This window comes from Arsukibacterium sp. UBA3155, assembly GCA_002364615.1.
In the GTDB taxonomy this organism is placed as follows: Bacteria; Pseudomonadota; Gammaproteobacteria; order Enterobacterales; family Alteromonadaceae; genus Alishewanella.
Map to the genome: position 1 here is coordinate 13,233 of DEYP01000030.1, position 14,880 is coordinate 28,112.

General features: G+C 49.3%; 14 protein-coding genes. 6 read left to right on the forward strand and 8 right to left on the reverse strand.

The features are described 5' to 3' along the window. Positions 1 to 8: 8 nt before the first annotated feature. On the reverse strand, positions 9 to 2,174 hold the full coding sequence (locus tag B2X65_RS17365) for a tetratricopeptide repeat protein (RefSeq protein ID WP_290614833.1): 2,166 nt from the start codon (positions 2,172 to 2,174) through the stop codon (positions 9 to 11). A gap of 328 nt (positions 2,175 to 2,502) precedes the next feature. On the opposite strand from B2X65_RS17365, the gene B2X65_RS17370 reads away from it, so the two are divergent. After that, entirely contained in the window at positions 2,503 to 3,594 is a 1,092-nt protein-coding gene (locus tag B2X65_RS17370; protein ID WP_290614835.1) for a flavin reductase family protein, read from the forward strand. 11 nt (positions 3,595 to 3,605) lie between these two features. Beyond that, complete coding sequence (locus B2X65_RS17375) at positions 3,606 to 4,694, forward strand: fatty acid desaturase family protein (protein ID WP_290614837.1); 1,089 nt, start codon at positions 3,606 to 3,608, stop codon at positions 4,692 to 4,694. Between the two features lie 26 nt (positions 4,695 to 4,720). Here the strand turns inward: B2X65_RS17375 and B2X65_RS17380 are convergent, their stop codons facing one another. From B2X65_RS17380 to B2X65_RS17395, 4 genes are all read right to left on the reverse strand, one after another. After that, positions 4,721 to 5,257 (reverse strand): DUF4426 domain-containing protein, encoded by a 537-nt coding sequence (locus tag B2X65_RS17380; protein ID WP_290614839.1) that lies wholly within the window; start codon positions 5,255 to 5,257, stop codon positions 4,721 to 4,723. A 131-nt stretch (positions 5,258 to 5,388) separates the two neighbouring features. Further along, complete coding sequence (locus tag B2X65_RS17385) at positions 5,389 to 5,583, reverse strand: Arc family DNA-binding protein (RefSeq protein WP_290614841.1); 195 nt, start codon at positions 5,581 to 5,583, stop codon at positions 5,389 to 5,391. 12 nt (positions 5,584 to 5,595) lie between these two features. Then, positions 5,596 to 6,450 (reverse strand): SPFH domain-containing protein, encoded by an 855-nt coding sequence (locus B2X65_RS17390; RefSeq protein ID WP_290614843.1) that lies wholly within the window; start codon positions 6,448 to 6,450, stop codon positions 5,596 to 5,598. Positions 6,451 to 6,618: 168 nt separating this feature from the next. Beyond that, positions 6,619 to 7,104 (reverse strand): DUF4199 domain-containing protein, encoded by a 486-nt coding sequence (locus B2X65_RS17395; RefSeq protein ID WP_290614845.1) that lies wholly within the window; start codon positions 7,102 to 7,104, stop codon positions 6,619 to 6,621. Positions 7,105 to 7,305: 201 nt separating this feature from the next. Between B2X65_RS17395 and B2X65_RS17400 the strand changes: the two genes are divergently transcribed. Beyond that, complete coding sequence (locus tag B2X65_RS17400) at positions 7,306 to 8,517, forward strand: methyl-accepting chemotaxis protein (RefSeq protein WP_290614847.1); 1,212 nt, start codon at positions 7,306 to 7,308, stop codon at positions 8,515 to 8,517. Positions 8,518 to 8,590: 73 nt separating this feature from the next. On the opposite strand, the gene mnmH is transcribed toward B2X65_RS17400, so the two are convergent. The 3 genes from mnmH to B2X65_RS17415 all read right to left on the reverse strand — a co-directional run bounded on the left by mnmH (position 8,591) and on the right by B2X65_RS17415 (position 12,075). Next, positions 8,591 to 9,691: a tRNA 2-selenouridine(34) synthase MnmH gene (gene mnmH / locus B2X65_RS17405; protein WP_290614849.1), complete on the reverse strand. Its 1,101-nt coding sequence runs from the start codon at positions 9,689 to 9,691 to the stop codon at positions 8,591 to 8,593. 11 nt (positions 9,692 to 9,702) lie between these two features. After that, complete coding sequence (gene selD / locus B2X65_RS17410; protein ID WP_290614851.1) at positions 9,703 to 10,743, reverse strand: selenide, water dikinase SelD; 1,041 nt, start codon at positions 10,741 to 10,743, stop codon at positions 9,703 to 9,705. Positions 10,744 to 10,830: 87 nt separating this feature from the next. After that, a complete protein-coding gene (locus B2X65_RS17415) occupies positions 10,831 to 12,075 on the reverse strand; it encodes a DUF2254 domain-containing protein (protein ID WP_290614853.1) in 1,245 nt (414 codons plus the stop codon). Positions 12,076 to 12,248: 173 nt separating this feature from the next. Here B2X65_RS17415 and B2X65_RS17420 point away from each other — a divergent pair, with 173 nt between their 5' ends. The 3 genes from B2X65_RS17420 to B2X65_RS17430 are packed head-to-tail and all read left to right on the forward strand — an operon-like array spanning position 12,249 to position 14,842. Then, positions 12,249 to 14,090 carry a M1 family metallopeptidase gene (locus B2X65_RS17420; RefSeq protein WP_290614855.1) on the forward strand — a complete coding sequence of 614 codons (1,842 nt, stop codon included), beginning with the start codon at positions 12,249 to 12,251 and terminating at the stop codon, positions 14,088 to 14,090. A gap of 57 nt (positions 14,091 to 14,147) precedes the next feature. Further along, on the forward strand, positions 14,148 to 14,495 hold the full coding sequence (locus B2X65_RS17425; protein ID WP_290614857.1) for a thiol-disulfide oxidoreductase DCC family protein: 348 nt from the start codon (positions 14,148 to 14,150) through the stop codon (positions 14,493 to 14,495). Next, on the forward strand, positions 14,492 to 14,842 hold the full coding sequence (locus B2X65_RS17430; RefSeq protein ID WP_290614859.1) for a hypothetical protein: 351 nt from the start codon (positions 14,492 to 14,494) through the stop codon (positions 14,840 to 14,842). Before B2X65_RS17425 ends, B2X65_RS17430 begins: the two co-directional genes overlap by 4 nt. The last annotated feature ends 38 nt before the right edge of the window (positions 14,843 to 14,880 follow it).

The following is a 14,880-nucleotide window of genomic DNA, read 5'->3' on the forward strand; positions in this document are numbered from 1 at the left end:
ATGCGACATTATTCAGTAAACAACTTTAGCGCCTCGGCTTTTTGCCGGGCCAAATCATCGTCCAGAAACTGGATTAACTGCTGAAACTCAGGCTCACCAGCCAGGCTTGCCAGCAACGGATCATACTTAGTCCACCACTCCCGCCAACCTCTTTCGATAGCCTCAGACAAAGCATTAATCGCTTTAGCAGATTGCCCCTCCAACGCATAAACGCGAGCAGCCAGATAATGCAGCTCTGAATAAGTGATAGAAGATTGAAGTTGTTCAATCATCAGCGTTTTGCATTGTGTAATAAAATCAGCTGCCTTTGCCTCATTCCCCAACTGGCGTTCCGCCCAGGCAACTTCTATTGCCGGCGAACAATATGGCATACCAAACATATCAGCCGGCTCAATCAGGTTAGATTTCTCAGTTAACAAGTTCAGTGCTTTTTGCTTACTACCAAACATAGAGTGATACCAGGCAACTTCAAAAGCAATCCAATAATCATCAGGATTGCTCGCCAGCTTAAACTCCATACTTTCAAATAATGCTGTAAAATTTCTGTCAGAAAGCAACATATTTTCATGGTGTGTCTCAATAAGTTGCTGCCACGTAGGATCCGATGCTTTATTTTTAACTTCGTCTAATAATCCCAACTCTAGCATCGCAAAAAAAAGTCTGCTCACCAATGTCTGATTCTCTGGAGACACCGTTACTGCCTTCTGAATTTCCGCAATAACACCGACTAAATTGCCCTGACTAAAATAGATATCAGCCAAACCCTGATAGGGAAACGGTGACTGGGGGAAATCCAATTGCATTTGTTTAAAAATAGCCGCAGCCTCGTCAAAACGACCAGCCCGGCTTAATGCCCAACCTAAATTATAAGTATTGGTCTGAAATAATGGATCAAGTTGTTCGGCCTGTTCTAAAGCTTGTAATGATTCATCAAAACGCTGCAGAGAATTTAATGCCAGAAACTTCCACATATAGGCAATCGCCAGGCTGGGGTTCAACTCAATCGCTCTATCGTAATCAGCAATGGCCTTGGTTAAATCTCCCTGAATAGCTGAAATTAAGCCCAATACGGCATGAGCCTCAGCCAGTCCGGGTTGGCGGGCTAGCGCTTTATCAATATTCTGTTGCGCTAAACTGGCTGCAATATCCGTTTTTATTACACCAAAGCCTGCCTCACCTGAGCCTCCCTCAGCCATTAAAATTAGGGTATCCGCCAGCCCGACATAGCCTCTGGCATACTCAGGGTCCAGTGCTACCGCTTGCTCAAATAACTGGCGGGCTTGCTGCATCGCTTCGGTGGTTTGTTTGCGGTACTGCTCACGGCCTTTTAAGTACAGCACATAAGCATCGGCATTGCGGGTACTGGCCAGGTTGTTAAAACTGCCGGCCTCTGCATATTTATCCTGTAGCGTATTGACTACCGAGCGGCCAATTTCCTGTTCTAGCTCAGCAACAGCAGCGAGATCGCGGGCATAAGTATTGCTCCAGAGGGTGTTGCCACTGTTAACATCCAGCAACTGTACCCGCACATTCAGCCGCTGACCTATGGCCTTAACGCTGCCGGTCAGCACGGTATCAACCTGTAAACGCTGACCAATTTGCTGCGCGGTTAAGCCCTGCTCGCTTAAAAACTGGCTGGAGCGCGAGGCCGATACTTTAAAATTGGCAGCACTACCCAGCAAGCTGGTCATCTCTTCTGCTAAGCCGAGCGCTAAATAGGCTTGATCCTGCGCCGCGCTGTCATCACTAAACGGCAATACCGCAATAGTGCTGGTACCAGCCTGGCTGGCGGCAGTTGCGGCCTGTTGCTTTGTCAGCTGTTGCTGCGCAAGCACGCCATAGTACTCAACACCAACATAGCTACTAACCAGCATAACCAAAACTAAACCGGCCCATTGACGGCTACCCGGCGCGGCAGCGGGCTTGTCTTGTTCATTAACACTTGCCGTGCGTGTTATGCCGCCAAAGCTAATATCACAGTACCAGGCGAGGTAGATAACCAGTGGCAGGCTGCAAAGTAGCAGCACAAACAGCGCTGAGCCCAGCAACGGGTTAAGTGCCAGCGTACTGGTTAACACCGAAATAATTTGCAGCAGTAACCAGCTTAACCCCAGATACACCAGTATCGATTTAACCACAGCACGGCGCTTTAGCTCGCTAAGAAAGGTTTTCAAAATAGGATAGACTTTAGAGGCATCGAATATATAGAGCCTAGTCAACAACAGGTATTTACACAACAGCCCCAGCGGTGCTGGGCCGTGTTTGACCGAACTTCAACGGCCCCGCCACAAGTGAAAACCGTAATTCACCACAAAAAATGGACAACTGTTCACTGAACTCGATTTCAACTCCATTCAAAATTAAAATTTAATTATATAATTTCATTAACTTATAAAAATTAAAAAGCAGAAAACAAAAACAAACTGGCCAAACCAGATATTTTAGTGTACAACTGTGCGCTGAAATTTAGTAGTAACCTTTAACGGAAAGCAGATAAGCCACGTGAAGCCTTTTTTTACCCGCCTTTGGCGCAATTTTTGTTTAATGCTGGCAAACCAGCCGTCATTAACCTTGTACTTGCTGCCGCTACTGCAACGGCTATGGCCCGGCTTTTTACCCGGACTTTACCGGGCAAGCCTTTTAAGCCAGCAATGGCAAACACCTGATATGCTGTTACTCACCCTTAAGGTGTCGGGCCGCTGGCCGGGCTTTGTACCAGGCCAGCATATTGTATTAACCCTTAAGCATAATGGTCGCTACCTGAGCCGACCATTTAGTATTTGTTCGTCGCTCAAACGGTGGCAAAGCCAGCGCCAAATACAACTTTGCTGCAAAATAAACAGCATTGGCGAATTTACTCCGCTGTTGGCGCAATTACCTGACAACAGCTTACTGAATATTAGCCAGGCGCAAGGTGATTTTTACTGGCAGCAACCTGCCCTGCCAGCGGTATTTATTGCTGCCGGCTCCGGTATTACCCCTATTGCGGCCATGTTGCTAAGCCAGCGTCACTGGCTGGCGCCGGTCAGTTTGTATTACCGGGTGCGGGGCCAAGAGAACGCCGCCTTATTAAGCGAGCTTGAGCAGCTTGCTGCCAGACAGCCATTATTTAGCCTGCAACTATCAGACAGCTGCACTACCCCCTCGGCAACCCTGCAACAGCAGGTTATTGCCAATGCGGCTAGTAAACAATTTTTCCTGTGCGGGCCAGCAGCTTTTATGGCGCAGATCCGCGCCGCACTGGTTAGCAGTGGCGTAGATGCAGCGAGTATTCAGCAAGAACAATTTGGTTTGGCCATGCCAGCATTGCCAACAGTTACCAGCGATTCGCCCACACTCACCGGGCATTTTATCCGCGCCGGTATCAGTAAAGCGGTAACACTGAACCCGCAACAAAGCCTTTTGCAAAACGCCGAACAGCATCAACTTAGCCCGCAATTTGGTTGTCGCATTGGCGTCTGCTTTCAGTGCGTCTGCGACAAAGTCTCCGGCCAGGTGCGTGATATTCGAACGGGTAGCCTCAGTGGCCATGGCGTTGAGCAAATTCAGCTGTGTGTCAGCCAGCCGGTAACCGAATTAGTGATTAAGCTGTAACAGGAGCTGTGATGAAACTTTCCACCGAGCAATTTAACGCACTGGAGCAAGCGCTCAACGGCGTGAAACATCAGGTAAAACAGCAATTGGGTGATGCCGATGCGCGTTATATCCGCCGGGTTTTTCTGGTGCAGCGGCTAAGCGCGCTAAGCGGGCGTGTATTAATGGTGCTGGGCTTTATTACGCCGTGGCTGTGGCTGTTAGGCGTGCTGCTACTGGCCCTGGCTAAAATTCTCGATAATATGGAAATTGGCCACAATGTGCTGCATGGTCAGTATGACTGGATGAACGATCCGGTACTGCATTCCAAACGCTTTGAGTGGGACATTGCCTGTGATGCCGGCTCGTGGCAGCGTACGCATAACTTTGAACACCACACTTACACCAATATTATTGGCAAAGATCGTGACTTTGGTTATGGCTTGCTACGCTTAAGTAATGATTTTCGCTGGCGATTGCGTAACCTGTGGCAAGGCGGCACTTACCTTGTGCTAAGTATGCTATTTCAGTGGGGTGTGTCGTATCACGAGCTGGCGGCGCAGCGGGTGTTTGCTGGTAACAAAAAAGCAGACCGTCATTCTCAGGTTACTGACAGCCAGTTAAAAAAAGCTTTTTTTGGTAAAGGCGCCAGGCAGCTGCTGAAAGACTATCTGTTTTTCCCGTTAATTGCCGGGCCAATGTGGTTGTGGGTATTAACGGGTAATTTACTGGCTAATCTTATCCGTAATTTGTGGACGTCGACGGTTATTTTTTGTGGCCATTTTACCAAAGAGGTGCAGGTGTTCAGTGCTGCAGAGTGCGAGGGCGAAAGCCGGGGCCAGTGGTATTATCGCCAGATGCTGGGCTCATCTAATTTTACCGGCCCGACCTGGCTGCATATTTTAACCGGTCATCTAAGCTGCCAGATTGAGCATCACTTATTTCCGGACATTCCGGCCAGGCATTACCCTGCGATGGCAAAGCAAGTGCAGGCAATTGCTGAAGAATTTGCAATTCCGTATAACAGCGGCAGCTTTATACGCCAGTACAGCACGGTATTCTGGCGTATTCTGCGCTACTCATTGCCGGGCGGGAAAACCGCGCTAAAGCTAACATCATAATCTGCCAAAGGGTGCAGCTAAGCCCTTTACCAGTCCAGCCGTGCTTCAAAGTTCATTTCCAGCATTTGCTCGGTTCCGGCTGGCTGTGCTGTTACCTTCAGCTGAAAAACTCGCTGCGAGCTGGTATCCAGGGTACCGTAGTAAGAAATATAACCATCGGTCTCGGCTGCACGCATCTCAATTACCTGAGTCTGCCCCAGCAGGTTTGCATGTTCGACATGTACTTCAGCGCTGACCGTGGCATCCTGGCGCGGCTCATTATTGTCCTGAATAACCAGGTTCAGCAGGGCAAGATCCGGATTTTGCTCGATGCCATACTTTTGCGCCATATTCTGGTTTAATACAGTAGCGCGGGTGATACTAGTCCGCATGGTGTAGCCATCGAACTCCATAACCTCCCCTAACGGCTTATCTGGCCCGGTGATATCACCGGCAGCGGAATCCTCCGGACCTGGGGCCAACCTCTGCCCTGCCCGGTCACAACTGCTCAGAATGCCGACAGTGGCAAGTATCACAACGGCAAGCCTGAACATTCTTACTGGAATTTTAAGTCCAATACTCATAGTCAACTCCTGATGATAAACAGAACAGAACGCTATCAGTCAAACTTCCAGACACAAAAACAGGGTGTCTTTGCCAATAACCGCTATTAATACTTAAAGCATAGTTGATCGTTGCGTATCTTGCTGGCGGCTTACTTTGCTTTGTCGTCAGCATCACTACCAGAATCGTCTGGCGTTTTTGATGGCAGACGTCCGGCTTTGCGCAGGGCGTCATGCAGCAAATATTCTATCTGGCCGTTAACACTTCTGAACTCATCATCAGCCCAGCGCTGCAGGGCGCTGAGCATTTTGTCATCCAGCCGTAAGGCAAAGGCTTTTTTAGCCACACCCGCCCCTTTTTAGTACAGACTGCCGGTATTGAGTACCGGCTGCACATGATGATCACCACACAATACCACCAGTAAATTACCTACCATCGCCGCTTTGCGCTCATCATCCAGCTCTACCACGTTACGGGCAGATAACTGCTCCAGGGCAGACTCCACCATACCGACTGCGCCTTCAACAATTTGGCGGCGCGCCGCAACGATAGCGGCTGCCTGCTGGCGCTGCAGCATGGCACTGGCAATTTCCTGGGCATACGCCAGGTGGCTAATGCGTGATTCCAATACCTGCAAACCGGCTTTATTCAGCCGCGCCTGAATTTCATCTTTTAATAATTCAGTAATATCATCGGTGCTACTGCGCAGGCTGATGTCCTGATCATTACCGGCATCATAAGCATAACTCGACGCTAAATGACGAATAGCTGACTCGCTTTGAATCGTGACAAAATTTTCATAGTTGTCTACTTCAAATACCGCTTCGGCGCTATCAACTACTTTCCATACCACCACCGCCGCAATTTCCACCGGGTTACCAGCACTGTCGTTTACCTTCATTTTACTGCTTTCAAAGTTACGCACCCTAAGCGATACTTTTTGCTTGCTGTACAAAGGGTTAGACCAGCGTAAACCGTTATTTAAATCGGTGCCAACGTAACGGCCAAATAGCTGCAGTACCGCCGATTGATTCGGGTGCACCATATAAAAGCCAAACCAGCACACCAGTACCACAATTGCGGCCAGTAAAAATAACGCTTTAGCCACACCCGGTACAACGATAACTCCCGCGACCATTAACACCTGCAGGATCAGCAGTACGCCAATCATGCCAAAGCCGCCTTTGCTGTTAATCATTCGTTCCTTCAACATAACGCATCCTCTCAAAGTGATATCATATTAATATCACTTTAATAGATGACAGCTAAAAAGCAAGAAAAAAGGCCGGTTTTTTAACCGGCCTCGTTTTCAGGGCGCTCAGAGTGGCGAAACAAGGCCCCTAAGTTATTGCCTTTGCTAATGTTAATAACAATAGTGTCGCTATGGTCGCGTTCTGGTACGCAGAAAAAAGGCGACAATCACCGATGTTACCGTGCCCATTACAAACGCCCCCAGCACGCTTTGTTTTATGTAGCTTGGTAAATTAAAGTACGCCGCGGCTTCCTCGCTACTCATCATATTTTGTGCCACCGCATAGGCTCGAACGTTACTGAAGTATTGCGGACTAATCATGGAATGGAACAGCCATTGTGACGCCGGGCTAATAAGCGCCACGACTAAGGTAATCAGTAACCCCGCTATTATGCCTTGTTTCCAGCTCATAACGCCGTTGTAATCACGCCACTTTTTTTGGCGCAGTGCCAGCACATAAATAGTAATAGCCGGTATCGCAAACAAATTGGTATAGGTGGCATGATGCGCAATATAAGGTCCATGCAGCCCTACTAATTGCTCCAGCCATAGCCATAGCAAGGTAACCAGGCTGAAAATAACACCCCAGCGAATTTCTGTCAGACGTGTTTTCATAACATATTGTTCTTATTAGGTTAGACACCGAAAAACTATAGCGTTTTCTGCATTAAACGCCAGCTACTTGTTGACTGTAATAACGTAAATTAACGAATTGTTGTGGTAGATCATGTCTGGCTGCTACTGACAGGTCGCGAGCAGTGAAACCCTGTGATATGCTGATTTAACTCATTATTGCCTGACAGGGTTTGCCAACTTATGAGCAGTATATCTTCGCTGTATCTTTTTATAGAACGCACCTTTTTCGGCACCTTAAGCCGGAAAATCGTCGGCAATATCAGCTTTTTAGCTATTTTTTTCCTGTTGGCGCTCTACCTCGCTTACCCAGAGGGTGGTGCCAATGGCCGCTGGTGGACCCTGCTGATCCTGGGCTTGAGTGCCTTTATTTTTACCATCGGGTATATGCATCATTTATTTGTCCGGCCGGTAACAACGCTGGTAGCGGCGCTGCATGACACTAACCGCAAGGGCACTGATTTAAACTTGCGCCTGCCGGCCTTTACCTTTGATGAATTTCGCACCTTATCTGAGGAGTACAACCAGTTTGTAAGTCAGCTTGGGGTGTTGCTGGGTGATGTACACCAACAGGCACAGGAAACACATCAGATAAATGAACAGGTTTCAACAGCCGTAAAAAGTACCCGTCAGCACTTGCAGGATACCGAAAAACGCAGCGGTCAAATTCGCCGCGACAGCGATCAGGTGCTGGATGATCTGGCCGAAATAGTTCGCCATGGCGATGAAGTTAATCAGGTATCCGGCCACGCGGTGGATAAAGCCAAAGTGGCAAGCGGCCAAATGCAGCAGTTAAGTGGCCAGCTTGGCGGTATAGTTAAATTGCTTGATACCTTTGGCACCACCATTAACGGCCTGCATAAAAACTCAGAAAATGTGCGGCAAATTCTGGTTATGGTAGAAACCTTCTCTGATCAGACTAACCTGCTGGCGTTAAATGCCGCCATTGAAGCCGCCAGGGCCGGTGATGCCGGCCGCGGTTTCGCCGTAGTCGCCGATGAAGTGCGCATCCTGGCCGCCAAAGTAAACGATGCCACCAGGCAAATATCCGGCTTTTTAAATGAAATGGAACAGCTGGTGGGCGAAACGCGCACCGAATCGCAAAGCCTGAACCAGCAGGCGCAGCAGGCCCAACAGCAGATAACTGATACCAGTGGCGAATTTGGCCAATTACAGCAAGAATTGCAGCAAGCGAAAAGCGGTATACAGAATATCAGCCAGACCGTATTGCAGCTGGAACAACGCTACCAGCAAACTCACCAACACTTAACGGCCATAGAGAAAGTTACCACAGATGCCCACCATCAGATGGCCTCAATTGATAAGGCAGCCAAAGACTTACTTAGCGGCACCGCCCGAACCCAACAGCAGCTGGGCCGGTTTGCCCGCAGCTAAGCCATTAGCTAAGCCCTTAGCTAAGTGCTCTACGAAGCCTTTAACTAATAAAGGCCCGTAAGTAAAAAGCAGGTTAGCGGACAACAGAGTGCTGCTGCCACCACTGGCTAAGCGTTGCGGCATTGCCCTGCATTAATACCGGCAGCTCGCGTTTTTTTAGTTGATACTGGTACATCGGATCGTAATAGTCGCTTAATAACCGCGCTATCCAATTCCGGTGCAGGCTAACATCACCGCTGCGTTGCTGCTCAGCTAAAGCCTCTGTCAGCAGCCCGTTCAGCTCTGAGTAAAGAACACCACCTAAGCGTTTGCGAATGCGTGCCATGGCCTGTTGCAGCATGGTGCCAAAGTGCTCAAAGCCCTGCTCGCCATGCAGACTTGTCGCTTCAACCAGCAAATCGACCACATAATCCTGCAATATAACCTCAATCCGGTCATCGAGTGGCTCATCGAGTAACAACAGCGGACTTTGCTGCATAGCCTGAAAAAAACCGTGCGGAATATTACGCTGGCCAATTAGCAGGCTTTCATCTTCCAGCAATAAATAGGCTGGTTTAGCCTTCTGAACTTGCAGCAGCGCCGCGGCCAAATCATTTTCAAAGCGTATTTGAGCTGGTTGCGCTGCCAGCTTGCGGCCAAAGGCGGAACCGCGATGATTGGCCAACGCCTCTAAATCTACCGCGTGCAACTGACGCAACAAGCGGGTTTTACCACTACCGGTCGGCCCTGCCAGCAACAGCATGGGCAAGCTGGCAGCCTGGTCAATAACGGTAATGGCCGCCTGGCGTAATGCTTTAAAACCGCCTTTTACCCGGGGGTATACCACACCAGCATCGGCCAGCCATTGCTGGGCAATTTGTGAGCGCAGCCCGCCGCGGGCACAGTACAGTAGGCCGTTCGGCTGCTTTAAGGCAAAATCACGCCAGGCTGCTACCCGCGCTGTTTTCAGCTCGCCCTGTACCAATTTATGCCCAAGGGCAATAGCCGCTTGCTGTCCCTGTTGCTTGTAACACAGGCCAATAGCGGTGCGTTCACTATCGCTCATCAGCGGTAAATTAACACTGCCGGCAAAGGCACCACGGTCAAATTCAAGCGGTGCGCGCAGATCCAGCAGCGGTAGCTGCTGGCACAAGATCTGTTGGTAGTTTGCTACCAGCGGTAAGTCAGTGGCCATATCTGGGTTTGCTATCGCAGCCGGATCCGATGACCGCTACCTGGCGTAGTCAGTTCACCAATGGGTTGCAGTATCAGATCATACGCCAGCGCTATGTCCCTGAAGGCCGCTTCGGCGTTGGGGCTTACCGCCAACAACAGGCCACCGCTGGTTTGCGGATCGCATAATATTGCCTGCTGCGCCGGGCTTAACGGCGATACTTTGGCGCCATAACTAACAAAATTACGGGCACTGCCGCCGGGAATACAGCCTTTGGCGAGGTATTCGGTGACATGAGGTAGCACCGGTATCGCCGCATTATCCAATACGGCATCTACGGCGCTGCCTTCACACATTTCCATTAAGTGCCCCAGCAAACCAAAACCAGTCACATCGGTCATGGCATTGATGCCCTGCACGGCAGCCAGATCGGCACCAATCCGATTAAGCTGCACCATACTATCGCGCGCCAGAGTGGCATGATCGGCATGCAGCTTTTTCTGCTTTTGCGCGGTGGTTAAAATGCCCACCCCTAAGGGCTTGGTCAGATACAACTTATCACCTGGTTCGGCCGTATCGTTGCGCTTTAACTGCTTTATCGCCACCTTACCACTTACCGCCAAACCAAATATTGGCTCTGGCGCATCAATACTATGGCCACCGGCCAACATAATGCCGGCCTGTTTGCAGGTATGCCGTGCCCCTTCCAATACCTGGCGCGCCAGCTCTGGCGGCAGCTTATTAACCGGCCAGCCTAAAATGGCAATCGCCATCAATGGCTGCCCGCCCATGGCATAAATATCACTAATGGCGTTGGTGGCGGCAATGCGGCCAAAATCAAAAGCATCATCAACAATTGGCATAAAAAAGTCGGTAGTGCTAAGCAGTGCAGTGCCATCACCTAAATCGTAGGCAGCCGCATCATCCTTGCTGGTATTGCCTACCAGTAACTTGCCATCGCTGAAGGTTGAATCGGTTTTAAGAATGGTATCCAGTATTTGCGGAGAAATTTTACAACCACAGCCAGCCCCGTGGCTGAATTCAGTAAGTTTAATTGCAGAGAAATCAGACATAACAACCCTATCGGGTAACAACGTAATACCGCCAACATACCCAAACGCTTTTGCAATAACAAGGTATGTTTTAGCGGTTAATTTCTATTACTCATCAAATTGTTTGTTTAGCTTTTTCAGCAAGGCAATATCTGGCGTATAAGTGATTGCCAGCTCTGCCCGGGCAAGGGCAGCTGCTGAGTGCTCTCTGGCGCAGCGTTTAAATTCAGGCCCATAATCAGCCAGTGCCAAAAAAGCTTTTTGCAGGCGAATGTTGATTTCAATATTAGCCGCACCATCACGGGCGATAGGCGTGAAAAAGTCATCAAACACTTCGTGTAACTTAACTTCAGGTGCCCATACTCTTGTGTATTTTATCTCGGTCTGACAATTTTCAGGCGGCCAGTTGCTAAGTACCCTAAGGCCGCGGCCTATAATCTCAATAGCCGTACCGGGGTCGTTAACGGCAGGCGATAACGCCTTTGACGCTATTTCTGCCAATACCATCAAACCAAAGCGCGGGTCCTGGTCAAAGTTACGATTGTCACTAAGGTAAAACGCTGCTAACAACGTATCGTCTTGCGGTGCATCGCCGCCGCTTAACCACATTAATGGCCTATTCTTATGGACAAACGCGCCGGGTAAACTGCTGATGTACACCCTCGCATTATGTTCATTGGCCCAATTATTCAGCGCCTTAACATCAATATGCTGAACATAGCCTATTTGCCCGGTACATATTGCTTTGGCGTCGGCCGGAATATCGGAGAAATCGGCAAGTTGATTAGCATCCATCCAGGGATGTTGCTCGCAGCGCCGCACTGCTTTAAAAGCCTCATCTTCTACCCTGTCGGCTGTCTCACCCACCCGGCCTAAACTGGATAAATGCTCTATCCAGATTAAAATGGTCACCACTATCAGTAAAATAATGCCGATAGTAATGATATACAGCACCACCCGGCCACTTTCACCATACACGTCAGCGCTAAGCAACACGATACTGACAATGCTGTACAGAAACGAGCCAATAAAGGTTGCCAGGGCATTTTGAGTGGTACTGTCGGCCATCAGTAACCGGGTAGCGCGCGGCGATACACCCGTTGAAGCGGCATTAAATGCCGCTACCATCACACTTAAAGAAAAGGTGGTTACGGTTAACATGCTGGTGGCGAGAATAGTAAGAATTTTCTCTACCGCTTCACTACCGATGGCTACGCCAAGCGAGTCAGGAATTAAATCACTTAACAAAAACCCCAGGGCAGGCGTAAAAAAAGCCAGCAGGGTAAACAACGTTGTTCGAACCCATAACTTGCGGCTTAGTCGCAACAATTGCCAACCCAGTTTAGATAACATAATACAGCCTTGTTTTTTTATTGTGTTCAACATAGCCAAAGGTTTCGCCGCTGACAAGCTTTGGCCGGCGTTTTTACACGGTGGTAAACTGTACTACGCAATACCAGGCAACACTATGCCCACTCCGGCTTTAGTATTACACTAGTGGCATTAACGCTGTTTAAGGATAAATTATGTTGCACCGTCTTGTTATTTTTTGCGCCTTGTTGCTGGGCAGTTTTGCCGCCAGCAGTGCTACTGACCATTATACCTATGCCAATTACCAGCAAGTCACAGTGACCCATTTACACCTTGACCTTAGCATGGATTTTGAGAAAAAAACCTTAAGCGGCTTCGCCGACTTACAGCTTAACTGGCTGGATAAAAACCAGACCGTGGTTCATCTGGATACCCGCGATTTAGTCATTGACCGCGCGTATGCCAAAGCACACGATGGCAGCTGGCAAAAAGTAGCCTTTAGCCTGGCAGAACGCGATCCCGTGCTGGGTAGCAAGCTCACCATCAGACCTGACTTTGCGGCTAAAACCCTGCGAATTTACTATAGCTCTACCCCGGAGGCCTCAGGCCTGCAGTGGTTAACGCCGGCCCAGACGGCAGGTAAAACCACGCCCTTTATGTTCAGCCAGAACCAGGCCATTCATGCCCGCAGCTGGATCCCAATTCAGGATACGCCAGCGGTACGCATGGCTTACAGCGCACGCATTCAAAGTCCGGAAAATGTGCTGGTATTAATGAGTGCACCCAATAACCCTGCCGCTGCGCGCGATGGGGATTATCAGTTTGCCATGCCAAAACCTATTCCGGCGTACTTAATTGCCATTGCCGCTGGTGATTTGCAATTTAAAGCGATGAGCGAACAAACCGGCGTCTATGCTGAACCCTACATTCTTAATGCTGCGGCCAGCGAGTTTACCAGCACTCAGGCGATGATTGACGCTACTGAGAAACTCTATGGTGAATACCGCTGGGGCCGTTACGACTTGTTGATTTTACCGCCAAGCTTCCCATTCGGTGGCATGGAAAACCCGGTACTGAGCTTCATTACCCCCACGGTGGTGGCCGGTGATGCCAGTCTGGTTAATCTTATCGCCCATGAGCTGGCCCATTCCTGGTCAGGTAACCTGGTCACCAATGCTACCTGGCGCGATTTGTGGTTAAACGAAGGGTTTACCTCTTATGTTGAAAACCGGATTATGGAACAGGTTTTTGGTACTGACCGCGCCGTTATGGAGCAAGCGTTGTCAGTACAGGGTTTAAAAGACGAATTAACCGAATTAAGCCCCAACGACAGTATTTTGCATATCGAATTACAGGGTCGCGACCCGGACGATGCCTTCAGTGGTGTACCCTATACCAAGGGCCAGCTGTTTTTAATGTTTCTGGAGCAACAATTTGGCCGCGATAAATTTGACCCTTTTGTGCGCCAGTACTTTGCCGACCATGCGTTTCAAAGTATTGATACCGAAACCTTTATAAATTATCTGGATAAAAACCTGCTGCAAAAACATCCGGGTGTAGTGTCACTGGAGCAAGCCAAAACCTGGATTTATCAGCCAGGCTTACCAGCAGGCACACCACAGCCGCAATCTGATGCCTTCGTTAATGTTCAGCAGCACATTAACAACTGGCTGAACGGCACTACAGATCTTGCATCGCTGCCTGCAGCCGGCTGGACCGTGCATGAGTGGCTGTATTTTATTAATAATTTACCGCTTAGTTTAAGCACGGAACAAATGGTTGCGCTGGATAATCGCTTTACGCTCACCACCTCTGCCAATAGTGAAATTGCTCATGCCTGGTATTTACTGGCGCTGAAAACCGGTTATCAGCCCATAATGCCGCAGCTGCAGCAATACCTGATCAATATTGGCCGGCGCAAACTGATTATTCCGCTTTATAAGCAGCTGGCCACAACACCAGAAGGGCTGGCATTTGCCAAAGCCGTATACAGTAAAGCACGACCAGGCTATCACCCGCTGGCACAGGGCAGCGTAGATGAACTGTTACTAAAATGAGATTGATCGAAATAGCCATGGCACCGTAACAGGTGCCATGATGGCTAACTGGATCTAATGATGAAAAAACTGTTTTATGATGGCAGCTGCAAAATGTGTCAACGCGAAATAAGCGCATTAGCACCAAAGCTAACGCCTCACCTGCAACTGGTCGATATTAGTGCTGATGATTTTAGCGGTTATGCTGGCGTAAGCAAAAGTGCGATGATGCAGCAAATTCATTTATGGGATCAGGATCATTTTATTATCGGAATCGACGCCAGCCTCCATTACTGGCAATTGGCAGGCTATCGCAAGCTGGTTGCCTTTTTACGGCTACCCCCTTGCTATTGGCTGGCCAGTAAAGCCTATGGTTTTTGGGCTCGCAGCCGTGCCAACTGCTCTGATGGTAACTGTGCTTTGTGAGACCGCGCAGAACGAGGCTTAACCGCGTCAGGACCAAAGCGCATGACGCGACCGACAAACACATTTTAGTCCTGCACCAGGCCATGGTTGCCAAGCTATTGGCTGAGCCTTCACGGGTAACAGCAGTGTATCAGCGACTGGAGCAGCGCTATCAGGCCGGCCAGCTGCGCCACAGCGCCTATATTCACTGGCACAGTATTCTGGATTGTATTGATCAGCCCGAGTTATTTCAACGGGAACTGCTGGACGAAGGCGAGCGCATGTGCAAACTGCGCCGACGCACTATTCTAACTGGTATATTAACTGAACAGGAGCGCCTTGCGCTGCTGTATCCTGAGCCAAGCTAGCAGATCTTGCCAGCACCGCATTAATCGCTATGAAATAG